The organism is Pseudomonas sp. RIT357 (genome assembly GCF_000632245.1).
Lineage (GTDB): Bacteria > Pseudomonadota > Gammaproteobacteria > Pseudomonadales > Pseudomonadaceae > Aquipseudomonas > Aquipseudomonas sivasensis.
Map to the genome: position 1 here is coordinate 39,278 of NZ_JFYX01000011.1, position 23,453 is coordinate 62,730.

Here is a 23,453-nt window from a genome sequence, read left to right on the forward strand (position 1 = left end):
GGGGCTTGCTCCCGATTGCGGTGTGTCAGCCAGAAATGTATCGACTTAAACTCCGCTATCGGGAGCAAGCCCCCTCCCACAGGGGGCCTCGGTGTTTTCAGGGATGTGGTCGCTCGCTAAACCACGTGGCAGGGTTTACCGGCCGCAGCCCGCTTTGCTCTGGCGGTTTTCTTGCTTGCCACCGCCGCAATCGGCTGCACCGTCAGTTCCACGCCTAACGACAGCATCAGTTTCTGAATCGTCTCATAGCGCGTTTTAGAACCGCCTTTCAGCGTTTTATACAGGCTCTCGCGATTTCCCCCGCCGCCTACGGGCGCACGAACGCAAGCACCCGCTCCAGCATTCGGTCACAGGCCTCCAGTTGTTCCACGCTGATAAATTCATCCGGCTTATGCCCCTGCTCCATGCTCCCCGGCCCGCACACCACGGTGGGAATGCCAGCTTGATCAAACAACCCGCCCTCGGTGCCAAACGCAACCGTGCCGAAGTCTCGCGAGCCACAAAACTGCGCGATCCATCCGGCGGCCTGGCTGTCCAGAGAAGTCGCCAGCCCCGGGTAGCTGGACAGCTCGCTGATACTGATCGCGCACTGCCCGTTCACCGCCTGCATCGCGGGCAGCAGAGTCTGTTCGGCATAGGCGCGTAACTGCTGCGCCACCTGCCAGGGATCCTGGGCCGGCAGCGCGCGCACTTCAAAATCAAACGTGCAATTCTGCGGGACGATATTCAACGCCTTGCCGCCGTTGACCAGTCCGGTCTGAACCGTGGAAAACGGCGGATCAAAACGTTCATCCAGATGCCGCGGTGCCTTGAGTGACTCGCCGAGCCGCACCAGCTCACCGATCAACCGCGCGGCATATTCGATGGCATTCACCCCGGACGGCGCATACGCCGAATGGCAGGCCGCGCCATGCACGTCACAACGCATCGCCAACTTGCCCTTGTGGCCGAGCACCGGCTTGAGTTCGGTGGGTTCGCCGATCACACACAGCAACGGCTTGACCGCCTGCCCATGAAAACGCTCAAGCAACGAACGCACGCCGAGGCAACCCACCTCTTCGTCATAGGACAGCGCGATATGCACCGGCATACGCAGCGGCGCCTGTACCAACGCCGGCACCAACGCCAACACGCAGGCGATATAGCCCTTCATATCGGCGGTACCACGCCCGTACAACTTGCCGCCTTTCTCCGTCAGCTCGAACGGCGCCACGCTCCAGCGCTGGCCGTCCACCGGCACCACATCGGTATGCCCGGATAACACGATGCCGGGCACATCAGCCGGGCCGATGGTCGCCAGCAGGTTGGCCTTGCTCTTGTGTTCGTTGTAGACCAGCTCGCAGGTCACACCGTGGTCCTGCAAATAGGTGCGAACACAGTCGATCAAGGCCAGGTTGGATTCGCGACTGGTGGTGTCGAAGCGCACCAGTTGCGCCAGCAGGTCGCGACTGCTGGTCATCGGTCATCCCCTGGTACCGCATAGCCGGGAGCAATGTGCGGGTTGAGGGCGCGGTCGATGTAGTCCTGCAATTGCGGGCGATAGGCCTGCCAGAGTTTGTCGAGCGTGCCGATAGGGTCTTTATCCGCCCAATCGACGCGCAGGTTGACGATGGGCCAGAGCACGTCGTCGACCACCAGCAGCGCCGCCGAATGCACTGGCCCCGCCTCGCCGCCTTCAGCCACCGCCGTGTGCATCGCCGCCAGCAGTCGGTCGGCAAGGTGCCCCGAGGCCTGTTCGAAAGCCCGCACCATGGCGCCAATCACGCCTGGATTGGCCAGCATATTCCCCGCCGCCACACACTGTTCACCACTGACCGCCGCGTGAATCCCCAAGGTCTGCGCACCGCTGAAGTGCGCGGTACGACCTTGGCGGTCAATCACCGTCACCTGGCGATAATCACTGTGCTCCTGCCCTGCGAACACTGCCGCCAGCGCCTCACTCGGCGCCATGCCCTGCTCCAATAAATCCAGCACTTGCGGCCCCAGGCTCGGCAAGGTGATGTTCTGCGACGCTACCGCGCCCACACCCGCACGCAGCCAGGGGCAACGCGCCCCCACGGCAATGCTCGACGAGCTGATCGCAATGCCCAACTGGCCGGTCTCGGCGCAGCGGGCGACAACGGAAAAGGTCATGGGGCGTTCCTCAATCGAGTACCGAGGGGTCGGCGTCGATCATCATTTGCTTCATTTCTTCAAAATGCCGGCGTGAGAAATCCGCGATGCCTTCCCAGCTCCGCGCAGTTTTCTCCGCCACTTCATCGGACAACACCCGCAGCGGCTGCCCGGTGGACCAGGCCGTCACGAGGATCTGGCAAGAGCGCTCCAGGGTCCAGATATCGTCAAAGGCTTCACCGATGGACGCAGCGGTCACCATCACGCCGTGGTTACCCATCAACAGCCGGGTTTTGCCATCAAGCAGGCCGGCCAGGCGCGCGCCTTCGGCCTCCGTATCGGCCATGCCGCCGTAGAGTTCATCCACCGCCACGCGGTTGAAATAGCGTGCGGTGTTCTGGTCGATCGGCGGGATATGCGGCGTGGCCAGGCACGCCACCGCGGTGGTGTACACCGGGTGCAAATGCAGCACGGCGCGGGTGTGCGGCAGCAGCCGATGGATCTGCCCATGGATCGACCAGGCCGTCGAATCCACATTTGGGTTGTCGGCACAGGCGGGATCGTCCGCGTTCAACAACACCAGGTCGCTGGCGCGAATACGCGAGAAGTGCTTCCACTTCGGGTTGAGCAAAAACTGTTTGCCATCGGCCGACACCGCGGCGCTGAAGTGGTTGGCCACCGCTTCATGCATGCCTAGGTGGGCGATGATGCGAAAGGTCGCCGCCAGGTCGATGCGTGTCTGTTCTTCGAGGGATAACGCCATGGATCGGACTCCTCAGAGCGCGACCGCAAGGCTGCGGCCGCGCGGTAGGGTTACTTCGGCATCAGCGCCGCGAGGTCGGCCTCAGTCGGCGCCTCGAAGTTGTACTTCTTCAGCAAGGCCGCGTATTCAGGCGTGGCGCGGTATTTCTCCAGACCGTCGAGCAAGGCTTGCTTCACCGTGTCATTGCCCTTCTTCACACCGAAGCCGTTCAGCACCGGATAGATCAGGGTGTCGGAGGAAATCACCACGCGGCTACCGAGCTTGTCGATCACACCGCGGGCCACGGCGGCGTCGGTAATTTGCGCTTCCACCGCGTGGGCCAACAGGGCCTGGGTGGTTTGTGGGTCAGTGCTGTATTCGCTGATCAGGATCGGCTTCAAGCCCTTGGCCACGCAGTACTCGGCCGACAGCTTGTTCATCTGCGCCAGCCACGAGGTAGCGCCCATGGAGCCGATCTTGTGGCCGCAGAACTCTTCCGGAGTCTTGGGCTGGAAGGCGCTGTCCTTGAGGGCCAGGATCGATTCGCCGCTCTTGAGGTAAGGGATCATGTCGATGATCTTGACCCGCTCGGCGGTGATGTACATCGACGAGTTGGTCACATCGAAACGCCCGGCTTGCAGGCCGGTGATCAAGTTGGGGAAGCGCGTGTCGAGGGTCTCGACCTTGCGGCCCATGACCTTGCCCAGGCCGTCCATGAACTCGATATCAAAGCCCGCAGGCTTGTTGTTATCCATGTACTCATAGGGGAAGAAGGTCACGTCGGAACCGGCGATGATCTTGCCTTCCTGCTGGAACGCCGAAGCCGCCAACGAGGTCATTGCAACCGCAGCGCCCAGCAGGCACACGGCAAGGGGGCGAACACTGTTACGAAACGCTGTCATGGTCATTACCCGCAAGGTTTTAGGAGGTTAGGCAGTGGCAGAATCTTGTCCGGCCTGTTGCACGAAGAACGACGCACCACGGGGTTTCTGTGGCAGGCGCATATGGTTGTTGGTAGAACGCACCAAGCCACTTTCTTCACCGGCCACCAGCAGGCCGGCGTGTGTACTGGGCAACGGGTTTTCGCCGAATGGCAGCGCGTCTTCAGCGGCATAGACGCTGATGAACAGGGTGCGCGGCAGTTCGGTCTCATTAGGGCTGGAAGCATGCAAAAGACGTGTGTGCATAAAGCACACGGAACCGGCCGGGCCGTAGCAGGCGACCGGATGCTGGCAGTGTTGCGCGACCACGGCATCGTCCACCGAACCGGTGAAACGCTGATCCTGCCAGTGCGACCACAGCGGGCCTTTGTGGCTACCGGGGATCACATTCAGCGGGCCGTTCTGCGGGGTCACTTCACTGACCATCAGCAACGCGGTGACGATGTCGTCGTTGCTGTGGGGCGTGAACAGGAAGTCCTGGTGCCACTTCACCTGTGTGGCGGTGTGGGGCAGTTTCGAGTTGATCTTGCTATGGTGAAAACGCGCGCCGCTGGCGCCGACCAATTGCGCGGAAATCGCCGCCATGCGCGAGTGCAACGCCACACGCTGATACGCCGGGGAAATCTCGGTGGGCGAACTCACCCGGCGCAACGACGGGTGATCGGCGCGGTGGTCACCCTCCAGGTCAAAGCGCGCGCGGCCATCCACGGTGGCGCCCCAGCCTTGGTCATGGCTGCGGCTCTCTTCTACCCACTGGTCGAAGTCATGCTGCAGCGCGGCCACTTCGTCCAGCGACAACACGCCTTCTACCACCAGGAAGCCGTCGCGCTGGAATTGTTCGATGTGTGCTTGCTCAATCATGTTGTTTTTTCCTGAACGTTAAAGAGATCACGCCAGCGAGACGTCCTTGAGGAACGCCTCCACGCGTGGGTTCTGGCCGCGGCGCAACACCTCGGGCGTGTCATCGCAGACCACACGCCCCTTCTCCATAAACACGATCCGATCAGAGACCTTGAACGCGAAATTCATCTCGTGCGTGACGATCACCATGGTGATGCCCTCCCCGGCCAGGGCTTCGATCACCTGCAGCACTTCATTGACTTTCTCCGGGTCAAGGGCCGAGGTGGGCTCGTCGAACAGCATGATTTGCGGGCGCATCATCAAGGCGCGGGCGATGGCCACGCGTTGCTGCTGGCCGCCGGACAACTGGTGCGGGTACTTCCAGGCATGGTCGAGCATGCCGACCTTGTGCAGCAGCGCGTATGCCTGTTGCTTGAGCGCGTCGGTGCGACCCAGGCGGTGGTACTTCGGCGCCATCAGCAGGTTGTCGAGCACGCTCAAATGCGGGAACAGGTTGAAGCTCTGGAACACCATGCCGATGTTCAGGCGATGCTCGGCGTGCTCGATGTACTGGGGCTTTTGCGCGCCCACCTTGTTCAGGTGGATGAACGGCAGGCCATTGATATGAACCTCACCATTGTCCAGTTGCTCGAGGCCGTTGAGCAGGCGGATCAGCGTGGTCTTGCCGGAGCCCGACGGGCCGATTACCGACACCACTTCACCCGGCTGAATCAGCAGGTTGACCGAACCCAGCACCTCGATGTCGTTGTAGGCCTTGTGCAACCGCGAGGCTTGCAGCGCCGCTGCGCCGTTACTTTCCGGGCGTTGCAGGGCGGTGCGCTGTTGGGTAGCCAAGGCCAGCACGTGTGCATCCGGCACGCGGGAGACATTGCGCTGGTTGACGTCGAGAAAGCGCTCCAGGCGTTTGAGCAAAAAGTCGAACACCGTGACGATAAACACATAGAAGAACGCCACCGCCGCCATGGTTTCGATCACCAGGAAGTTCTGCGAGTACAGGCGCTGGCCGACCATCAGGATCTCGGTCAGAGAGATCACCGACACCAACGAGGTGAGCTTGACGATGGAAATGTATTCGTTGGCCAGCGACGGCAACGCCACACGCAGCGCCTGGGGGATCACCACGCGCCATTGGGTACCGAAAAACCTCAGCCCCAACGCCCGCGCCGCTTCGCCTTGGCCCTTGGGAATCGAGAGCAAGCCACCGCGATGGATCTCGGCCACATAAGCCGTTTCGCAGATCACCAGCGCCAACAAGCCGGACCAGAACGGGTCGGCCAGCACCGCCGAGGTGCCCGGCAATGCCTGGGGCAAGTTGTAGATAAAGATCAGCAGCACCAACAGCGGCAGGCTGCGGAACAACCAGATATACCCCCGCGCCGGCACGCTTAGCAGGCCATGCTTGGACTGCTTGGCCAGCGCCAGCAGAAAGCCTAGGCCGATGCTCAACACCCAAGTCAGGGTACTGAGCTTGATCACCGTTCACGTCGCACGCCAGAACTCGGCATCAGCCAGCAAACCAAACATGTAATTCCAGTCGAATGTCATCGTCGCTGCGCCTTGCAAAAAATGAAGTGGGTCTGCCTCGATGGGATGAGAGTCGTGGCGGCGGGGTCTTGGGGTCAATTCGTAAAAGCCGGGGCACTGGGTAGGCAGAACCTATGCAGTCCTGAGCGAAGCAAAAATCCACTGTGGGAGAGGGTAAGCCCGCTCCCACATTTGCCCTGCTGTGTTCTGGAGAGAGCATGCACTGGCCGAAATGGTGCACGTCTGAATTCGCCTCACCGCCCACGCCATCTATTGGTGCAATCTCAGCTCACATCACTCAACACCCGCACCGCATGCGGGTCAAAAAAGCTCGGCGGCGCCATGCCGGGGATGTACTGGTCGGAGACAAACATGCGGCAGCGTTCGGCAAACGCCGACACCACACGGGACAACTGGGTGTTGCTCGCCGTGGCGTAACCCAGCTTCATCGGCCGATGTGTACCGGCCAGGCGCAGGCGGATCACGCGTTTGCCGTCCTGGGACATATTCGATTTGGGCCGCGCGTTCGCAAACGAATAGCCAATGCCATTGCCGACCATGGCACGCACCGTTTCGAGGTTGGTGGAACGCATGATGATGTTCGGCGTGGTGCCCGCCTGGATGAACAGGCTGAGGAAATAGTCGCGGCTCCAGGGCGTATCCAGCAGCACCACCGGGTAGGCCTCGAGGTCTTGCATGCTGACCGCGGGCAAGCTCGCCAGCGGGTGATACTCGCCCACCATCACATACGGCGGCAGGTGCGCGAGGGGTTGGAAGTCGATATCCGGACTGGTCACCAGGTCGTAGGTCAGGGCGATATCCAGTTCGCCACTGCGCAGTTTTTCCAGCAGTTCCTCATGATTGCCTTCGGCCTGGGTCAAGCGCACACCGGGGAACGCACGGCCGAAACCGAATACCAATTCCGGCGTGATCATCGGCGCCAGCGACTCCAGGCATCCGACCCGCAATGGCCCGCGCACGGTGTTCAGTGACTCCGAAGCGATGGTGTAGAGGTTGCTCATCTGCTCCAGGATCTGCTTGGCCTCCAGCATCACCAGACGCCCCACCGCCGTGAGGGAAATGCCCTGGGCGTGGTGGCGGATAAACAACTGGATGCCCAACTCAGCTTCCATATGGGTGATCGCCGCCGAGATCGACGGCGATGACACATGAATGCGTTCGGCCGCAGCACTGATGCTGCCCGCCTCTCCCGACGCGACGAAATACTCCAGTTGACGCTGAGTAATACGACTGAGCATGACGCCTGCCCCTCAACAATGACTGTACGGCGAGCGTTGCAGGGTTCGTGCCGGGTCATGGGCGAGCCGATGAGTTACAGGGGCTTCGGTTTTTCCTAAGCACTACCCCGCGCAAATGCTGGTTTCGCCCGAGAGGGGGCGATGTGAAGCTGGTTTCATCCCGCTTACCACGAGCCCTTCGATATGCCTACCCACACCCGCATCCGCATGTTCAACACCAAACAGACTTATCCCAACCAGGCGCTGGACAACGACCTGTGCCAGGCCGTGCGCGCCGGCAACACCATCTATGTGCGCGGCCAGATCGGTACCGATTTCGACGGCAACCTGATCGGCCTCGGCGACCCGCGCGCCCAGGCCGAACAGGCGATGAAGAACGTCAAGCAACTGCTCGAAGAGGCGGGCTCGGACCTGTCGCACATCGTCAAGACCACCACTTATTTGATCGACCCGCGCTACCGCGAGCCGGTGTACCAGGAGGTCGGTAAATGGCTCAAAGGTGTGTTCCCGATTTCCACCGGCCTGGTGATTTCCGGCCTTGGCCAGCCGGAGTGGCTGATGGAGATCGATGTGATCGCCGTGGTGCCGGACGACTGGACCGTATCCGTATGAAAGCGGTGATTGCCCGTGAGCCCGGTGGCCCTGAAGTGCTGCAGGTGGTGGAACGCCCTGTGCCGGCTTTGCAACCCGGTGAGGTGCTGATTCGCGTCGTGGCGGCCGGGGTCAATCGCCCCGACCTGATGCAACGCAGCGGCTCAGCAATCCCACCCGGCGTTACCGATGTGCTGGGCCTGGAAGCGGCGGGCATTGTGGTCGCGGTGGGCAGCCGCGTGGATGAATGTGCGGTGGGCGATCGCGTGATGGCCTTGCTCAACGGCGGCGGCTACGCCGAGTACTGCGTGGCCCAGGCGGCGCACTGCCTGCCGGTGCCGGCGGGATTATCGCTGCACGCTGCCACTGCGGTTCCGGAAGCGGCGTTCACGGTGTGGCACACCCTGTTTGAGCTCGGGCGCCTGCGCAGCGGCGACAGCGTGCTGATCCACGGCGCCGCCAGTGGCGTCGGCAGCTTTGCCGTGCAGTGTGCGCAGGCTGCGGGGGCGCGGGTGATCGCCACCGCAGGCGGCCCGCAAAAGGTCGCGATGCTGCAAGCGCTGGGTGTATGGCGTGCGATTGACCGCCATTTGGAAGACTTCGTCGCGGTGGTGCACGACTGCACCCAAGGACGCGGCGTCGACGTGGTGCTGGATAACGTCGGCGGCCCCTATGTCGCGCGCAATCTGGCGGCCATGGCCATGGGCGGGCGGCATGTGAGCCTGTCATTCCTGCAAGGCGCGAACATCGAGTTGGACTTGCAGGTGCTGATGCGCAAAAACCTCAGCCTCACCTCCTCCACCCTGCGCCCCAAAAGCCACGCTGAAAAAGCCCGCCTGGCGGCGTGTATCCGCTCGCGCGTGTTGCCCTGGCTGGCGGCCGGTGTGGTGCGCCCACAGATCCACGCGCAGTTGCCCCTGTCTCAAGCGGCCGATGCCCATCGCCTGCTGGAAGCCAACGCCAACGTCGGCAAAGTCGTGCTGACCGTCGCCGAATAACCTGGAGCCCGTCATGCCCCACCGCGTGTACTTCCTCAATGGCCCTAATGCCAACCTCTACGGGCTGGACAAGCACGGCACCTACGGCAACGAAAGCTTCGCCAGCATCGAAGCCCGCTGCCAACGCCACGCCGGCGAGTTGGGCCTGACCCTGGACTTTCGCCAAAGCAACCACGAAGGCGTGCTGGTGGACTGGATTCAAGAGGCGCGCCTGAACAGCGACGCCCTGGTGATCAATGCCGCCGGCCTCAGCTACAGCTCAGTGCCGATCCTTGACGCGCTGCTGGCCTTCGGCGGCCCGATCATCGAAGCGCACATGAGCAATATCTGGAAGCGCGAGCGCTTTCGGCATCACTCCTACGTGTCCAGGGCCGCCACCGGTGTGATCGCCGGGCTGGGGGCGTTGGGATATGAATTGGCGCTGACGGCGGTGGCCGAGTTGCTCAAGCCTTAAATGCGAACTCGAAAACACAGCAGACCCAATGTGGACCCTCGGTGTTGCTAATAAACCTCTTACTTTCCAGGAAACGCCAATGACCGTCGAAACCATCAACACCCTAGTAGTCGGCGCAGGCCAGGCCGGCGTCGCCATGAGCGAACACCTGTCCCTGATGGGCGTGCCCCACATCGTGCTCGAACGCCACCGCATCGCCGAACGCTGGCGCTCCGAACGCTGGGACTCCCTGGTCGCCAACGGCCCCGCCTGGCACGACCGCTTCCCCGGCCTGACCTTCGAAGGCCTCTCCCCCGAAGCCTTCCCGCCCAAAGAACGCATGGCCGACTACTTCGAAGCCTACGTCGACAAACTCCAGGCTCCGGTGCGCACTGGCGTAGAAGTGCAACAAGTAGAGCGCCACCTCGGCCGCCCCGGCTTCAAAGTCACGACCTCGGCCGGCGTGATCGAAGCCACCAACGTCGTCGCCGCCACCGGCCCGTTCCAACGCCCCTCAATCCCCAACATCGTCCCTACCACCGCACCGATTCACCAACTGCACTCGTCCACCTACAAAAACCCCGGCCAACTCCCCGAAGGCGCCGTACTCGTAGTGGGCGCCGGCGCCTCAGGCTCACAAATCGCCGAAGAACTGCAAAAGGCCGGCAAAACCGTGTACCTCTCCGTCGGCGAACACTATCGCCCACCCCGCGCCTACCGCAGCCGCGACTACTGCTGGTGGCTGGGCGCATTGGGTTTGTGGGACGAAGTCAAAATCCAGCCGAAGAAAAAGCACGTGGCGTTTGCAGTGAGTGGCTATGAAGGCGGCAAGACCGTCGACTTCCGCCGACTGGCGCACCAAGGCATTCACCTGGTAGGCGTTACCCAGAATTGGGAGGACGGCGTCATGACCTTCCAACCGGGCCTGGCCGAAAACGTGGCCGAAGGGGATCGTGCGTATTTTGATGTACTGCGTGATGCGGATGCGTATATCGAAGCCAACGGCCTGCCATTCCCGCTGGAACCGCAAGCCTGGGAACTGCTGCCCGACCCGGAATGCCTGCTTGATCCGATCCTCAGCCTCAACCTGGCTGAAGCCGGTGTAACCACCATTCTCTGGGCAACCGGCTTCAAGTTCGATTTCAGCTGGTTGAAGGTGGATGCGTTTGATGAGAAAGGCGAGCCGTTCCACAAACGCGGAATCTCGGCGCAAAGCGGCGTTTACTTTTTGGGCCTGCCGAATCTGGTGAACCGTGCGTCGTCGTTTATCTATGGGGTGTGGCACGACGCGAAATACGTGGCGGACCATATCGTGCTGCAGAACGAGTACAAGGCCTACAAGAAGCCGGAGTAAAGGGGGAGCCGGTGAGGCGGCAAACGATAGAGATGGGGCCCAAGGAAAACGTCCTACACAGCCGCTTCACTTTGCGTAAAATGCGAGCCGTTCTCGATCAGGAAAACTCAACCCAGGATGGGTAACGCTTGAAACCGCTTGACACCCACGCGCCAAAACACGCCGACACGGCCATCACACGACTTAAGCTCAAAGACCAACTGGCCGTAGACCCTTTCAAGGGATTGGCATTGCTGGAAAGCACCCTCCTCTGTTTGGTAACGACGGCCCTTATGCTGTTCGTTGCACAAAGCGTCGGCATAACCGACACATTCAAGAGCAACGTCCTCTATAGCGGCACACTGGGCGCATGTATAGGCGCGACGTACTGGATTTACCACGACGCGGCACTTTCCGAGTGGAGCATTGCCCGGCATATCAGCCCCACTGCACTGCAAAACGCGATGCTCGCCTTGAAGTATTCCGAGACGCAGGAAGGCGTTTACTACCCGAAAAAACGCATGTTCACCCCATTCCATCGGTGCGATTCAGAGCGGATCACGCTCACCACACTGGATGGGGGCACGCGCTTCGCAGGCCCCTATTTCAAGCTGAAAGCGCTGTCGGCCAGGCTGATGGAGCAGGAAGGGATTTGAATCAACCGGACTTGGCCATTCCTACCTAACGAGCGATGGCACTTGGCCAAAGCACTGAAATGGCGACTTTTCTGACGACAAGGACGTAGGCAGTGATGACCACGCCGGCCATCCTGCATGACCTGTTTGCGTTTTTTGCGCCATTTGAGGCTTGGACATCTTCGTCCTTGGCTGGGCGCAGGCGCTCAGGGAGCTGACCCCGATGACGCCCGCTTGGGCAACTTCCAATTCGGCCGGATGAAGTGGCAGGTATACCCGTTCGGTATCCGCTCCAGATAATCCTGATGCTCCGGCTCCGCCTCCCAAAACTCCCTGGCGGGTTCAATTTCCGTGACCACACGCCCTGGCCACAGCTTGGAGGCATCCACATCAGCCGCGGTATCTTCGGCAACATCCCTTTGCTGTTCGCTCAGGTAGTAAATCGCCGAACGATAGCTCGGCCCAAGATCATTACCCTGCCGATTCGGCGTGCTGGGGTCATGGATCTGGAAAAAGAACTCAAGAATCTGCCGGTAGGAAATCACCGCCGGGTCAAACACGATTTCAATCGCCTCAGCATGGTTGCCATGGTTGCGATAGGTGGCATTCGGCACATCGCCACCGGTGTAGCCGACTCGCGTGTGCAGCACGCCGGGGTAGCGGCGCAACAGGTCTTGCATGCCCCAGAAGCAGCCGCCGGCGAGGATGGCGGTTTCGGTTGGGTTGGTCATGGTTTGTCCTTGCGGTTAATGGAGACAGAGGTAGTTATGGGGGGATGTTGGGAAATACCAAGTTGAATCGAGCAAAAACGGGGATGCCCGCTTCACTTTACGTAAAATGCGAGTTGTTCTCGATCAGGAAAACTCAACCCAGGAGGGGTAACGCTTGAAACCGCTTAACACCCACGCGCCAAAACACGCCGACACTGCCATCACCCGACTTAAGCTCAAAGACCAACTGGCCGCTGATCCTTACAAGGTATTGGCACTGCTGGAAAGCATCCTCCTCTGTTTTGTAGCGACGGCCATTCTGCTGTTTGCTGCACACATAATGGGCATAACCGACACATTCAAGAGCAACGTCCTTTACGGCGGCACCCTGGGCGCATGCATAGGGCGGACTTACAGCATGTACCGCGACGCCGCACTTGCCGAGTGGCGCGTTGCCAGTCGTATCAGCCCCGCTGTACTGCAAAAAGCGATGCTCGCCTTAAAATATTCCGAGACGTCGGACGGCGTTTACTACCCAAAAAAACGCATGTTCACCCCATTCCATCGGTGCGTTTCAGAACGGATCACGCTCACGATACTGGATGGCGACACACGCTTCACCGGCCCCCATCACAAGCTGAAAGCGCTGTCGGCCATGCAACTCGCTGACGAACCAGAAACGCCAGTATCCGACTCCACACCACCACGGGTGCAAGGCTGAGGAACGGTCCCGACCTGAAACTGAATCAGGCGGCGCATCGTGCGATTGATCACTACCTCAACGCGGGCGCAGAACCGCTGTAGACGCCTCCCCCGCACACGACGACGCTGTTCAGCGTTGCTGACGATGTTCGCAGTGAAGTGTTGATTGCTAATAGCTATGAGACTTTTTCTTCGGTTACTGCGTTGTTGCTGGACCTATCGGATGAGCTGACCGGGAAGCAACGAGATGTGGCGTTGGCGATTCACCCGTTGAGTGAATTGGGGGTTTTGTTGGTGGGTAAGTTGATGGAACGGGAGGGGGCCGGAGCGGGCAGCTAACCTTCTACCAACTCGATTGATCGCTGAGTCTTTGTGACTCACTTTACGAAGACTCGACGATTTTCTTTAGGAATAAATAGACCCCTCCCCTAACCCGTCTCAACGCGAGTTCGTGATCGGCAGCTTCCGTAGAGAAGCAGTCAGCCGTCGATCAATCTCGCGAACCTTGGCCAGCCGAATTTTCAATACTCGCGATAAACATCCTGGCATCTCGATTAGACCGCAGATAAACCACGCGGCAGGTTGATGGTGCAGTTGCCACGAGTTGCTGCATCTTTGCTCGCGCTGTTTTTTTCGTCCGCCACATGAATCTAAAAAACTCCGGCAGGTTCGCCAGCAGTTCGGGGCAGTTCTCGGGCAAGTCAGGCCGAGATTGACCCCGTTGGAGCAGCGTTCTGCGCAGTACGCGCAAGAATCGAAGCGTCGCCGAACGATCAATCCAAATTAAAAGATCTGCACGGGCCATCCGATTTTCCCAAGTGGCCGAATGGCCCCCTTCGAATATCCAGCAATCACGGGCCTCGACCTCGAGACAAAGCTGCGTCTTCTCGTCCCGGCTTCGTTCTATCCAACCTGGCTGCCAGTGAATAGTGTCGATATGAACGACCGGCAAGCCCGTGCGCTGACCAAGCTCGCGCGCCAAAGTGCTTTTGCCAGACCCAGGTTGACCAACAATCATCACCCGTTGCATCGAAGCTCCTTCTCGCTGTGCACGCTGATTTTTTGGGGGTGGCGATTTTACGTCAATGCCTATATCGGTCAACAACAAGGGGGTCAGAGCGACAGGCAGCTTTCGCCCAGAAGACTTCAATCAACTGGAGGGCATGGGGCGGTTGGAATGTACCAGTGAGCTGCGGAGTCGAGATGAACGTGTTTCTGCTTTCGAGGGAGGAAAGGCGTATCGAGCGTACCCAATGCTATTGAAACCCAACTGGCAAACTCGCCTTGAGACCGTGACCAGAACAAGGCCGAACCACACTGCACGCAGAACTCGCGTGATACCGTCGTTGAAGAAGCATAGGTTTTGATATGGATGGCGCCGCTAAGTATTTGCAGCGCGCTACGCGGAACGCTGCCGTAAGAAGCAAATGCCGCCCCATGACCTTTGCGACACTGGCTGCAATGACAGTGACTCACTGCTTGCGGTGTGGTGGATAGCTCATAACGGACAGCGGCACATAAACAGCTTCCTTGGTACACCTCTGTCATACGCTCTTCCGTGCATGCTAAAACGCCAGCGTAACCGTCCCGGTCTAATCAGTCGACTGACAGATAGTGGCTAGTAACTGGCTATCATGAAGGGCAGCTATCGGCCAATAGCGGTCTTTCGTGAGTACCGAAGGACATCAGGCGCGAATGTTTCCGATTCGGAAATTCAAGCGGTGACACTGCCGGAATCCTACCTTGATAAATCGCAGCCATGGCTGACGGAAAGTTTCACGGGTGTGAAAAGGTGGCGACCAAAAAACTTCCGACCCGAAAAAGTGTGCTAATAGCCTTCGGCCTAGACATCTTCATCTAGAAGAGTGCCAAGATCAGACTCCCAAGCCTCCTCCCATTCTACCAAGACGAGCCTAGCCGCGAAGTTTTCAATATCGCGTTGGCGCTGAGCCTAATCATCTTCAGCAACTATTATCGTACGAATCAGCTCATCTGAAAGATCCTGTACGTGTTACGACGTCAAAGTGATAATGCGCACTGATATTTTTTCTAGTACGCATTACTAATAATCATCTCTATGTCCTGAATTCAAACTCTTCGTCTAGATCGTGCTGTACAAGCACTCCATCCCAATGTGTCGAATAATATTCACAAACATCATTAACGAAGTCCTTGTTATTTTGCTTGAACTCCCGAAAGCCAGACGCCTCGTCAAGTTCCGCGTGAGCCTTCCACTTTATATCTGTCAGCTCCCAGAAGCTGGGGGCCTCTCCTGTGAATTCAATTTTAAATGTTTTGTAAGTCATGCCAAGTGCATGTGAAATCTCAACATCCCTAGATTCATAGCCCCCCCAGTTCAGGGTACTTAAAAATAGTCGCCCACTATCTTCGTAAAACTCATTGAGCATTTTCGTAAAAGATGCCTTTTTACCCGTTGGCCACATTTTTCCGAGAAAGACACATCGAAGCATATCGTTCTCTGTGATGGCGAGAGAGTAGTTCGGAATGTAACTTCTTTCCGGGTCATCTATGGATTTGAAAAGTGAAAGGCAGAAATTTCCGGGATTATAGATGGAGAGCGTTGCTCTGAAGTTATTGCTTTTAGGAAGAAAATCATCTATTACCCTAATGATCTGAGATTTCCATAGAGGGTTATCTTCGAGACAGCGCTGCACAGACGTGCGGACCTCACTCAATTCTGCCCGATTTGAGGGTGAAAACTCTTTATAGTACGATTGGGGACGGTTGCCATCAGCGCCACGAAGGTCTTCGATGATAGAGTCATTAGAAAGAAATTTGTTAGCCTCTAAAGTTCCATAGCGCCTAACTTCAATAATTTCTGCACCGTCTCCGTCCAATAATTGTGAAAATTTCGCCGGCGTGCCAATTTCAGCGTTATCGAAGTAGATCGAGGACATGAGCTCATAAAGCTTTTCATGTAAAGTGAATAGCTTATCTGACCCATCCACGCATGACATATAAAGTTCAAATTCCTTTAGATCCTCCCCGGTAATGCTTTTCCTTATTGAGTGCCAGCATGCCTCTTCAGAAAGTTGCAAAGGGGCAAAATAAAGTATATGGCTATATGTAGGAAGATCTGCAAGAGTTTGCTCCGGGCTCTTTTTTAATTTAAGGCCGGGCATGAAAAGCGATAGCTCAATTAGTGCAAGAGCTCGCGCAGGTCTTTTCTTAAATTCGACTGATGGGGTGACCGTTACTAATACATAGTTTTCTATTTCTTTATCGGAACAGCTCTTTTCATAACTGGCAATACCTTTTTCTAACGAAGTTTTTGATTCGTATAGGTTGAGTTCGTGCCATGGGGCAAATAGACGATCTTGAGTTAACTCAATTGGGGGGACGGGAGTTGAGAGAATCGGAGTGTGATCCGAGTCGACTTCAAGACTAAAACCTTGTGCAACAATGGATGTTCTCTTCACAAATGAAGAAAATGGTACTAGAAGTTCCTTCCATTCGGTGGATACAATGAAAACTCTCATCTCCGAATCACGGATGCTATATTCTGACTTTAAGCCTTCAAGATATTTTAAGACCTCGTGAAGCGCATCGCGACTGGCTGACTTACTTCGTTTAATCTCGATAATTACGTATTTTCCGTTTCTGTCTCTAGCCAGCAAGTCAATAAAGCCATTAGTGCCTTTAATATTTCGAAGGTAACTCTCAATATCGAGAAGCTGCAGCCCTGCTTCTAGAATGTTTAGATTAAGTGCCAGTTTGTCACGAATGATCGACTCTATACGTTCCACGCTAAAATCCTTGTTAATTTGTGGGTGTAGCTACGAAATATTGGAGGCTCCCAAACGTTACCCACATGGAGGGGTCGAAAGCGAGTGCCGCCTAGTGTTCCTAGTGGCGTAATTTTTCCACGACTTTCCATAGTTAAACTAGTTTCCAGTTCGTATAGAGTCAACAATCCGCTTTATAAACGCGATAGTCTCATCAGTATCAACTGTCTTGTACTTTAGTTGTCTAACTGCGAATGCGTAGCCGGCAGCCAATACAGATTTATCGTCACCACTTACGTCGTAAGCCCAATCTCGACAGAACTTTATTACCTCGCCAAAAGGATTGTCTTTGCAGTACCCATCAATGTTCGGCCACTTGTCGATAAAGGGGCGCATCTCATGAGAAACTTTTGAAGCGACACTATCGGGGTGGAAAATAAGGCTCATCTCTAGCGTTATTGGATCGAGACCAGTATAACCAAAACCGACATCGCCGAAATCAATTAGGACTGGGATCCTAGCCTGATTCACAAGGACATTAGCACCATGTAGGTCGCCGTGCGTACACGATACCGACGCATTTACAAAAATATCCTCAATATCTTTTATATCTTCAATTTGATACTGAGTAATAAGCTCATCATAACTTTCATCACTTAATTTGGCTCTTCGAATTTCACCGATTTTTACTCTTGAAACATCTCGTGCTGCGGACCAGCGCTCCATGCTAATGCGGACTTTTTCGATTACACCTACAGCGGCGGGCGGGTCATTGCGAATAATCTCGAATAGGGTTTCTTTGTAGCCTTCGGCGAGAGTGTAAAATATCGCGCTATATTCTTTTAGACCCTTATCCACTCCAAGTAACAACGGTGTGAATGTATTCATAGGCATAAGTCTAACGTATCGCGCATAAGACTCATTTTCTTTCTGAATTTTCGACGACAACCCAAGCTTTGCCACAAAAGCGCCAATGACAGTTAAACGAGCATCGCGTACTTCTACTCGACCTACCAATGAGCCAGATAAGCCACTCAATGGATAGTAAACTCCATCGAATCCGCCCATGCTTCGTACAAAGCTTTTCAGTGCACGCTCTTGGCCCTTTCCGAAAATTATCTCCTTACCTCGGGTGTTTATAGCGATAGCATCTACGGATGCTATCTCGCTATAGACTTCTGACAGCTCCTTCATTAGCTCAAGAGTTTCATTTTTTCTAAAATATAAGACGGTTGGGAACTCTTTTTCCGCCCCCCAAAGTTTGACCTTTTCTCCGTGTCTTGAAAGGCTTGTAGCAAAGCTGTCCAGTTCGGAACCAGTGAGAATATAAATAGGGGTGCCAGGCATTACCCGCTGCACAGAGTAAAAGAGCTGTTGGCCATTTTCCACGGCTTTCTCAAGTCCCGACGGAATACTTGGCATGCAAAGATCTAGAATTACAAGGTCGTAGAAGTTTTTAGCTAAAAGATCTTCTGCTGAACTAGAATTGTCGACAACGTCCCAAGCTATCTCTGGAAATTTATCTTTGACAACCGAAACAAGTGTATCTGCGTAAGATGAGTTATCTTCAACGAATAATATTTGCATAATCCCTATACCACCTCAATTCAAACCTTGCTCCGCCTTCGGCTTTGTTCGAGACGAAGACATCCCCTTCCATAGAACGCATCGACAGCTGCGCAGTCGCTAGACCATAACCGAAATGCTCATCCTTATTGGAAACTCCAAGCTTCAACGCTTCCTCAGGGTTTCCCGAAAATCCTGGGCCACAATCAAGAATTGCAAGCCAATGTTCAGAACCCGCGGGCCCCCAGTTTACTAAAATTTCAGCTGGATTAAGTCTTGAAAATTCCCTGACAGCTTCTATGGCATTCCTGATTCCGTTATCAAAGGCTAGTCCTAGTGAATCTCGATCTGCTTGGACCATGTAGGGTTTAATACCGGCAACCCGTAAAATAATATTTTCATCGGTAATATTTAATACTGCAATACATTCCGTAATGAGCTCAGAAAGATCGAACTCACTATATGACGGAGTTGCGGCTGCTTTTTTTAACTTGCCGACAGCGTCTAGCAAACCATTCAAACGCTCTACACAATGCTTGGTCCTTGACGTCTCATATGCGTCAAACTCCATCGCAGCGACTAGACGGAGGGACCCTATTAGCGGGGAAAACTCATGCAAAATTGTTCTAGACACCTCGTCGACCGCCTGGGCTCTTAGGTCTCTAAGCAATCTGTCCGAATCAGTATCCATTACGGATTCTTCTAGCGCCGCTTTACGAGCTTCTTTTTCTGGCGACCCAATTTGTATTCTATCAATAGCCCGCTCAAGTGCTCTTTTCACCCATCGAGCATTCTCCTTGGAAAGCGCTCGCATCAGCATTGGAGCATCAGTAGTCTCCGCAGACTTGGAGAAAAAGCGTGCGGCCTCTAACCGCTCATCTACTGAGTCACTCAAAAGTGAAGAAGCTGCTTGTTTACGATCTATCACAGTGAGTTATCTTCGTAAAATTTTGCTCTGGTGGCAAACGCATTGGAACCGCCTTCCATCACGTTTGTAATAGCATTTACGGCATCAGGGTGGTTAAGAGGCCTATTTACCTGTACGAATCCATTTCTCCCATCAGAGGTCAACTCAATTACCAAGTCCGCCTCTCCCAAAACTGGAATGTTGGCATTGTGAGTAGACAAAATTATTTGTCCGTGCCCTTTACGACTGGTTAACGTTTTTATTATTGTATTGGCCACAAATGCGTTATCTAAGTGGTCTTCTGGCTGATCGATAATGAGCACTCTTTCGGAGTGCTGTAAAACAATAGATAATATTACTGTGCAGCGCTGACCAGCAGAGAGTGCAGCAACTTCTTTATAGTCGACCCCATCAAGAAGATACATGCTTACGTCGTCTTGAACATCGCATGTCAATATGTCGGCAAGGCCAAACTCTCTCAGCTGTGCTATAACCCGAGCTGCCCGCTCTTTAGGTATGTCTACCAAATCTGCCAATTCTTCAAAGCCGGCGTTATCCACGACCGCCACTAATTCACGAGGGCTAACATTTTCAGAGATTTTTAAAGCTAAATCATTATATTTTATACCACTCCCTTTCAGCGCATCAGTTAGCGCCTTGGAGTACTCACCTAGCTGCGAAGATTGCTCAACTTCCAATTTTATATAAGGTGCGAGCGCGTTATTGATCTTCTCTGTTACTCCACACCGTAGCGTGTACCGGTTAAGACGAATATCTTCAAGCTCAGCCACAGCCTCATCACGCCGTTTGCGTAACGAGTCTAGTCTTCTGTGTCTTTCATCCAAGAGGCTTTGGCGAGTATTTATTTGAGCAATCTGCCCCCTAATTAGAGAAATATGCCGACTTAACGCACCGGTACCTTCGGAAACTTTATCTAGCTCCAAGCGCAAAATTCGAGCCTTACGCTCGACTTCAAAATTTTTGGACGCTATCTCTTCCTGCCGCAGCGTAGACACATTCTCAATTTTTTGGAAGATTTCCGAAGCCTCAGCTATTTTTGAAATGGCCAAGTCATAAGTCCCCCGAAGATCGGCAACCGGATCATTCTCTTCTGCGCCAGTCCAAGCATCTGGACCAAAGTCTTCAAGTAGCAAATTATCTAAGGTCGTTCTCCATTCGAGAGCATGTTTTCCGAACCTAGCGACGATGTCCTCGCGAGCAGACGCGGCAGCAAGCTCTTCTGTGAGCAGTGATGACTCAGATTGTTTTTTGGCTACCTCATCCGAGTTTCCCTGAAGGTCTCGAAGCTGCCGTTCAAAATCATGCAGCTGCGCTATAAGGTTCGGAACCTTAGTGACCTCCTCAGACAGCGATCCAATTTCCGCTTCCATGGATAAAATTTCTTTATAGATACTCTTTAGAGAACTGATCACTGTAGCTTCTGTAGCGGACATGATACTCCGACCATTGATAAAGCCATCAATCAATGACAGGCGACCTGCATCGCTAAGCCCAAGAGTCTCGACTTCCGTCTGAGACAAAACTATTGGTGCAACGAAACTAGCGGTAGAGCGTGGTTTGTCGTCGTCAGCTGTGCGAGAAACGGTGATGTCATCTACAAGGTCATTTAGCAGGACTGTCACCTCTCCACCATCCAGTATCGCCCTGGCGTGGTCGAATGAGCGGTTTTTGGCCTCGGTGGTGTGGCTGCGAGCGGCTAGAGCGTACCTTATTAGCTCGATGACTGAGGTCTTACCTGTACCCCTAGCGCCAATGATCACATTCAGACCGCTGGAAAACTTGAGATCCAGTCCATCCAAAAAACCACCTTCGATTTGCAGCCGCTCGATGTCCACTGAAAAACTCCCTAATAAAAAACCGGCTCGAATACCAACTTCAACTACTTGCTTACCTTGCTTACCAAATTGATTAATACCCTGAGTCCAATGCAGATCTGGCAGTGTTCATCCTCAAAGGTAGGCATGGATAAGACCCCGTCGTCGTTTTGATTTGCCTTTGTTGCATTAAGCTACAGCCCAGCTTTGACCACGTCTACATTCCCATTTTTGTGCCTGCGCTAGCCAATCGGGGAAAGGTAGAAAGGCGTGAGTGGAACTTGGCAACGGCCGAGCATGGCCGAAAGCAGCCTGTCAATATTGGGGAACATCCCCACACCCGCGTCCATCCGTCGCATCCCCCACCCTCCAGTCCCCACCCAACCTGCCGATAACCCTACTAACCGCATGCCTACCCCTGCATCACCACTCGATCGAGTCGACCACATGAACCCACTCTCCCTTCTAAAAAAAGCCCGGGCCGATCGTCAAGGCACCGCCACCCTCACCAGCACTGCCAACGACCTGGACGCCGCCCTCACCGCCCTGCGCATCACCCCTACCCTGATCACCGGTTTCATCTCGCCGCATCTGGACATCGATCAGGTCGCCGCCAAGCTCAAACGCCGTTTCCCACAATCCACCATCAGCCTGTGCACCACTTCCGGCGAACTCTGCAATGCGCCCAATTCGCTGTATTGCGCCACCGGCGAGCGCTGGGATCGGGTGGTGTTGCAGCTGTTCGACGACAGTCTGATCGCCTCGGCCGAGGTGGTGATGGTGCCGCTGGAGTGTGAGGACATTCGTGGCGGCGGTAAGCGGTTGGGGATGCAGGAGCGGATTGCCAAGTTGGTGGGGCATATCAAGCGGGTGCAGGTGCGTACGCCGATCGATCATCGCGATACGTTGGCGTATGTGGTGTTCGACGGGTTGTCAGCGTCGGAGTCGTTTTTTATGGAGGCGTTGTATGAGTCGGGGCGGTTTCCGTGTTTGTTTGTAGGGGGATCGGCAGGCGGTAAGTCGGATTTCCAGAAGACGCTGATTCATGACGGTCAGCGCAGTTATCAGAATCATGCGCAGATTGTGTTTGTGAAGACGGCGGCGCAGGTGCGATTTGGGGTGTTCAAAAGCCAGAATTTCAAACCGGCGGATTTGACCTTCAGTGTGCTGACGGCCTCGGTGGAGGACCGCACGATTGACCAGGTGATCGACAGCGCCGGCAATATCAAGAGCATGGTGCAGGCGCTGTGTGATGCGTTTAATTGTGCGCCGCAGGCATTGGAGTCCAAGCTGGCGGATTATTCGTTTGCGATTCGGGTGGGCAGTGAGTTGTTTGTGCGGTCCATCGCGCGTATCGACTTCGAGCAGCAGATCGTGCAGTTGTTTTGCGACGTGGCGCCGGGCGAGGAGTTGGTGATGGTGCGGCGTACGCCGTTGCGTGAGGCGACGCGCCTGGACTATGAACAGTTCCTGCGTGGCAAGGGTGGCCAACCGGTGGCGGGGATTTTGAATGACTGCATCTTGCGTCGGCTGAACAACGGCGCCGAGTTGGGCAGCATGGCGGGGACGTTTGGCGATGTGCCGTTGGCGGGATTCTCGACCTTTGGGGAAATTCTGGGGCTGAACCTGAACCAGACGCTGACCGCGATTTTCTTCTTCCGGGTGGCCAAGGGCGCAAGTTTCAGTGACGAGTATGTGGACAATTTCATCGCTCATTACGGCGAGTTCAAGGCATTTTTCCTACGGCGTCAGGTGAAAAAACTGGCGGGATTGAACCATGTGGTGGTCAAGCAAATTGCTGCGTTCAAGAACAATGATTTCTCCAACACCCTGAACACCCGTGGGCTGGACAACAATATCCTGCCGGTATTCGAAGGCTTGGCGGACTTGGGCCAGGTGCTGGCCCAGGCTGAGCAACAGCAGGAAGAAATCGCGGCGCAGCTCAAGCATTACTCCGGTGAGTTGCACGCGTCGATGGATGACTTGGTCAGCACCATCGACCAGCAGAACAGCGTATCGGCCCAGGCCGGGGCCACGGTGGAGGGGCTGTCGAGCCAGGCGGATGTGGCGGTGGAAGGTGCGCGCACGCTGGCCGGGTCGAGTTTGCGGATCCAGTCGATTGTGCAGGTAATCCAGCAGATCGCCGGGCAGACCAACTTGCTGGCGCTCAACGCGGCCATTGAAGCGGCGCGCGCGGGCGACTTGGGCCGGGGCTTTGCAGTGGTGGCGGACGAGGTGCGCAAGCTGGCGGAAATCACGCGTAAGAATGCGGCGGAAATTGGCGTGGATATTGACCTGCTGTCGAGTGAGATCCAGCGGGTAGCCCAGCAGATCGAAGACCAGTCCACCGGTGTGGGCGCACTGCGAGAGATGCTGGACGCGTTGGAAGCGTCCAGCCGTGCGACCGAGGGCACGGCGCAGCGGACGAAGACGATTGCGGATACGTTGACGGGGTTGACGCACGCGTAGGCGTTATTGAAATCGTCAGCTTTGGAATCTCGTTGAGGCATGAGGACTGTGCGGTGCCTTAGGGCATCGCTTATCAATTCCTCATAATT

At 55.7% G+C, this 23,453-nt stretch carries 21 protein-coding genes and 3 pseudogenes; 9 read left to right on the plus strand and 15 right to left on the minus strand.

Annotation, left to right across the window (positions count from 1 at the left end; genetic code table 11):
• Positions 1–116: 116 nt before the first annotated feature.
• The 8 genes and pseudogenes from BW43_RS29240 to BW43_RS18365 form a co-directional block, all read right to left on the minus strand.
• Positions 117–302, minus strand: a pseudogene (locus BW43_RS29240) (putative addiction module antidote protein); the annotation flags it as partial.
• A gap of 5 nt (positions 303–307) precedes the next feature.
• A complete protein-coding gene (argE, locus tag BW43_RS18395; RefSeq protein WP_032885892.1) occupies positions 308–1,459 on the minus strand; it encodes an acetylornithine deacetylase in 1,152 nt (383 codons plus the stop codon).
• Positions 1,456–2,133, minus strand: coding sequence for a DUF1028 domain-containing protein (locus BW43_RS18390; RefSeq protein ID WP_032885893.1), 678 nt, complete (start codon positions 2,131–2,133; stop codon positions 1,456–1,458). The genes argE and BW43_RS18390 overlap by 4 nt, the downstream gene beginning before the upstream one ends.
• Positions 2,134–2,143: 10 nt before the next feature.
• Complete coding sequence (locus BW43_RS18385; protein WP_032885894.1) at positions 2,144–2,875, minus strand: class II aldolase and adducin N-terminal domain-containing protein; 732 nt, start codon at positions 2,873–2,875, stop codon at positions 2,144–2,146.
• A 50-nt stretch (positions 2,876–2,925) separates the two neighbouring features.
• Positions 2,926–3,756 (minus strand): ABC transporter substrate-binding protein, encoded by an 831-nt coding sequence (locus tag BW43_RS18380; protein ID WP_032885966.1) that lies wholly within the window; start codon positions 3,754–3,756, stop codon positions 2,926–2,928.
• A 27-nt stretch (positions 3,757–3,783) separates the two neighbouring features.
• On the minus strand, positions 3,784–4,656 hold the full coding sequence (locus tag BW43_RS18375; protein ID WP_032885895.1) for a phytanoyl-CoA dioxygenase family protein: 873 nt from the start codon (positions 4,654–4,656) through the stop codon (positions 3,784–3,786).
• 27 nt (positions 4,657–4,683) lie between these two features.
• On the minus strand, positions 4,684–6,132 hold the full coding sequence (locus BW43_RS18370) for an amino acid ABC transporter permease/ATP-binding protein (protein ID WP_256226211.1): 1,449 nt from the start codon (positions 6,130–6,132) through the stop codon (positions 4,684–4,686).
• A 332-nt stretch (positions 6,133–6,464) separates the two neighbouring features.
• A complete protein-coding gene (locus tag BW43_RS18365) occupies positions 6,465–7,439 on the minus strand; it encodes a LysR family transcriptional regulator (RefSeq protein WP_032885896.1) in 975 nt (324 codons plus the stop codon).
• A 183-nt stretch (positions 7,440–7,622) separates the two neighbouring features.
• Between BW43_RS18365 and BW43_RS18360 the strand changes: the two genes are divergently transcribed.
• The 5 genes from BW43_RS18360 (at position 7,623) to BW43_RS18340 (ending at position 11,450) form a co-directional block, all read left to right on the plus strand.
• Positions 7,623–8,051: a RidA family protein gene (locus tag BW43_RS18360; protein WP_032885897.1), complete on the plus strand. Its 429-nt coding sequence runs from the start codon at positions 7,623–7,625 to the stop codon at positions 8,049–8,051.
• The gene (locus BW43_RS18355) at positions 8,048–9,028 is read left to right on the plus strand and encodes an NAD(P)H-quinone oxidoreductase (RefSeq protein WP_081797656.1); all 981 of its coding nucleotides are present in this window, start codon (positions 8,048–8,050) and stop codon (positions 9,026–9,028) included. Before BW43_RS18360 ends, BW43_RS18355 begins: the two co-directional genes overlap by 4 nt.
• Positions 9,029–9,041: 13 nt before the next feature.
• Positions 9,042–9,482 carry a type II 3-dehydroquinate dehydratase gene (locus BW43_RS18350; protein ID WP_032885898.1) on the plus strand — a complete coding sequence of 147 codons (441 nt, stop codon included), beginning with the start codon at positions 9,042–9,044 and terminating at the stop codon, positions 9,480–9,482.
• 79 nt (positions 9,483–9,561) lie between these two features.
• The gene (locus BW43_RS18345; RefSeq protein WP_032885900.1) at positions 9,562–10,815 is read left to right on the plus strand and encodes an NAD(P)/FAD-dependent oxidoreductase; all 1,254 of its coding nucleotides are present in this window, start codon (positions 9,562–9,564) and stop codon (positions 10,813–10,815) included.
• A gap of 128 nt (positions 10,816–10,943) precedes the next feature.
• Positions 10,944–11,450 (plus strand): hypothetical protein, encoded by a 507-nt coding sequence (locus tag BW43_RS18340; RefSeq protein WP_032885901.1) that lies wholly within the window; start codon positions 10,944–10,946, stop codon positions 11,448–11,450.
• Between the two features lie 185 nt (positions 11,451–11,635).
• Here BW43_RS18340 and msrA read toward each other — a convergent pair whose 3' ends face one another.
• Positions 11,636–12,160: a peptide-methionine (S)-S-oxide reductase MsrA gene (msrA, locus tag BW43_RS18335; RefSeq protein WP_032885902.1), complete on the minus strand. Its 525-nt coding sequence runs from the start codon at positions 12,158–12,160 to the stop codon at positions 11,636–11,638.
• 154 nt (positions 12,161–12,314) lie between these two features.
• Between msrA and BW43_RS18330 the strand changes: the two genes are divergently transcribed.
• Positions 12,315–12,860, plus strand: a complete 546-nt coding sequence (locus BW43_RS18330) for a hypothetical protein (RefSeq protein ID WP_032885903.1) — start codon at positions 12,315–12,317, stop codon at positions 12,858–12,860.
• Positions 12,857–13,180 (plus strand): annotated as a pseudogene (locus tag BW43_RS29245) (DUF6124 family protein). The gene BW43_RS18330 and the pseudogene BW43_RS29245 overlap by 4 nt, the downstream one beginning before the upstream one ends.
• 151 nt (positions 13,181–13,331) lie before the next feature.
• On the opposite strand, the gene BW43_RS0127375 reads toward BW43_RS29245, so the two are convergent.
• The 6 genes from BW43_RS0127375 to BW43_RS18315 all read right to left on the minus strand — a co-directional run bounded on the left by BW43_RS0127375 (position 13,332) and on the right by BW43_RS18315 (position 20,916).
• Complete coding sequence (locus tag BW43_RS0127375; RefSeq protein WP_032885905.1) at positions 13,332–13,871, minus strand: AAA family ATPase; 540 nt, start codon at positions 13,869–13,871, stop codon at positions 13,332–13,334.
• 116 nt (positions 13,872–13,987) lie between these two features.
• Complete coding sequence (locus BW43_RS28260) at positions 13,988–14,389, minus strand: GFA family protein (protein WP_081797658.1); 402 nt, start codon at positions 14,387–14,389, stop codon at positions 13,988–13,990.
• Between the two features lie 527 nt (positions 14,390–14,916).
• Positions 14,917–16,608 carry an endonuclease NucS domain-containing protein gene (locus BW43_RS27950; RefSeq protein ID WP_050442819.1) on the minus strand — a complete coding sequence of 564 codons (1,692 nt, stop codon included), beginning with the start codon at positions 16,606–16,608 and terminating at the stop codon, positions 14,917–14,919.
• A gap of 138 nt (positions 16,609–16,746) precedes the next feature.
• Positions 16,747–18,174 carry a response regulator gene (locus BW43_RS18325; protein ID WP_081797662.1) on the minus strand — a complete coding sequence of 476 codons (1,428 nt, stop codon included), beginning with the start codon at positions 18,172–18,174 and terminating at the stop codon, positions 16,747–16,749.
• On the minus strand, positions 18,155–19,081 hold the full coding sequence (locus BW43_RS18320) for an ATP-binding protein (protein WP_155989952.1): 927 nt from the start codon (positions 19,079–19,081) through the stop codon (positions 18,155–18,157). The genes BW43_RS18325 and BW43_RS18320 overlap by 20 nt, the downstream gene beginning before the upstream one ends.
• Positions 19,078–20,916, minus strand: coding sequence for an AAA family ATPase (locus tag BW43_RS18315; RefSeq protein WP_032885910.1), 1,839 nt, complete (start codon positions 20,914–20,916; stop codon positions 19,078–19,080). The genes BW43_RS18320 and BW43_RS18315 overlap by 4 nt, the downstream gene beginning before the upstream one ends.
• A gap of 426 nt (positions 20,917–21,342) precedes the next feature.
• Between BW43_RS18315 and BW43_RS29540 the strand changes: the two are divergent.
• Together BW43_RS29540 and BW43_RS29545 are read left to right on the plus strand one after the other, a co-directional pair.
• Positions 21,343–22,497: pseudogene (locus BW43_RS29540) on the plus strand (FIST signal transduction protein); the annotation flags it as partial.
• A 372-nt stretch (positions 22,498–22,869) separates the two neighbouring features.
• Positions 22,870–23,364, plus strand: coding sequence for a methyl-accepting chemotaxis protein (locus BW43_RS29545; RefSeq protein ID WP_256226225.1), 495 nt, complete (start codon positions 22,870–22,872; stop codon positions 23,362–23,364).
• Positions 23,365–23,453: the final 89 nt, after the last annotated feature.

What these genes read in the sequence shown, in the direction of transcription:
- argE (WP_032885892.1), bottom strand. Translation starts at nt 1,459, where the DNA reads ATGACCAGCAGTCGCGACCTGCTGGCGCAACTGGTGCGCTTCGACACC.
- BW43_RS18390 (WP_032885893.1), bottom strand. Translation starts at nt 2,133, where the DNA reads ATGACCTTTTCCGTTGTCGCCCGCTGCGCCGAGACCGGCCAGTTGGGC.
- BW43_RS18385 (WP_032885894.1), bottom strand. Translation starts at nt 2,875, where the DNA reads ATGGCGTTATCCCTCGAAGAACAGACACGCATCGACCTGGCGGCGACC.
- BW43_RS18380 (WP_032885966.1), bottom strand. Translation starts at nt 3,756, where the DNA reads ATGACAGCGTTTCGTAACAGTGTTCGCCCCCTTGCCGTGTGCCTGCTG.
- BW43_RS18375 (WP_032885895.1), bottom strand. Translation starts at nt 4,656, where the DNA reads ATGATTGAGCAAGCACACATCGAACAATTCCAGCGCGACGGCTTCCTG.
- BW43_RS18365 (WP_032885896.1), bottom strand. Translation starts at nt 7,439, where the DNA reads ATGCTCAGTCGTATTACTCAGCGTCAACTGGAGTATTTCGTCGCGTCG.
- BW43_RS18360 (WP_032885897.1), top strand. Translation starts at nt 7,623, where the DNA reads ATGCCTACCCACACCCGCATCCGCATGTTCAACACCAAACAGACTTAT.
- BW43_RS18355 (WP_081797656.1), top strand. Translation starts at nt 8,048, where the DNA reads ATGAAAGCGGTGATTGCCCGTGAGCCCGGTGGCCCTGAAGTGCTGCAG.
- BW43_RS18350 (WP_032885898.1), top strand. Translation starts at nt 9,042, where the DNA reads ATGCCCCACCGCGTGTACTTCCTCAATGGCCCTAATGCCAACCTCTAC.
- BW43_RS18345 (WP_032885900.1), top strand. Translation starts at nt 9,562, where the DNA reads ATGACCGTCGAAACCATCAACACCCTAGTAGTCGGCGCAGGCCAGGCC.
- msrA (WP_032885902.1), bottom strand. Translation starts at nt 12,160, where the DNA reads ATGACCAACCCAACCGAAACCGCCATCCTCGCCGGCGGCTGCTTCTGG.
- BW43_RS0127375 (WP_032885905.1), bottom strand. Translation starts at nt 13,871, where the DNA reads ATGCAACGGGTGATGATTGTTGGTCAACCTGGGTCTGGCAAAAGCACT.
- BW43_RS28260 (WP_081797658.1), bottom strand. Translation starts at nt 14,389, where the DNA reads ATGACAGAGGTGTACCAAGGAAGCTGTTTATGTGCCGCTGTCCGTTAT.
- BW43_RS18325 (WP_081797662.1), bottom strand. Translation starts at nt 18,174, where the DNA reads ATGCAAATATTATTCGTTGAAGATAACTCATCTTACGCAGATACACTT.
- BW43_RS29545 (WP_256226225.1), top strand. Translation starts at nt 22,870, where the DNA reads ATGGATGACTTGGTCAGCACCATCGACCAGCAGAACAGCGTATCGGCC.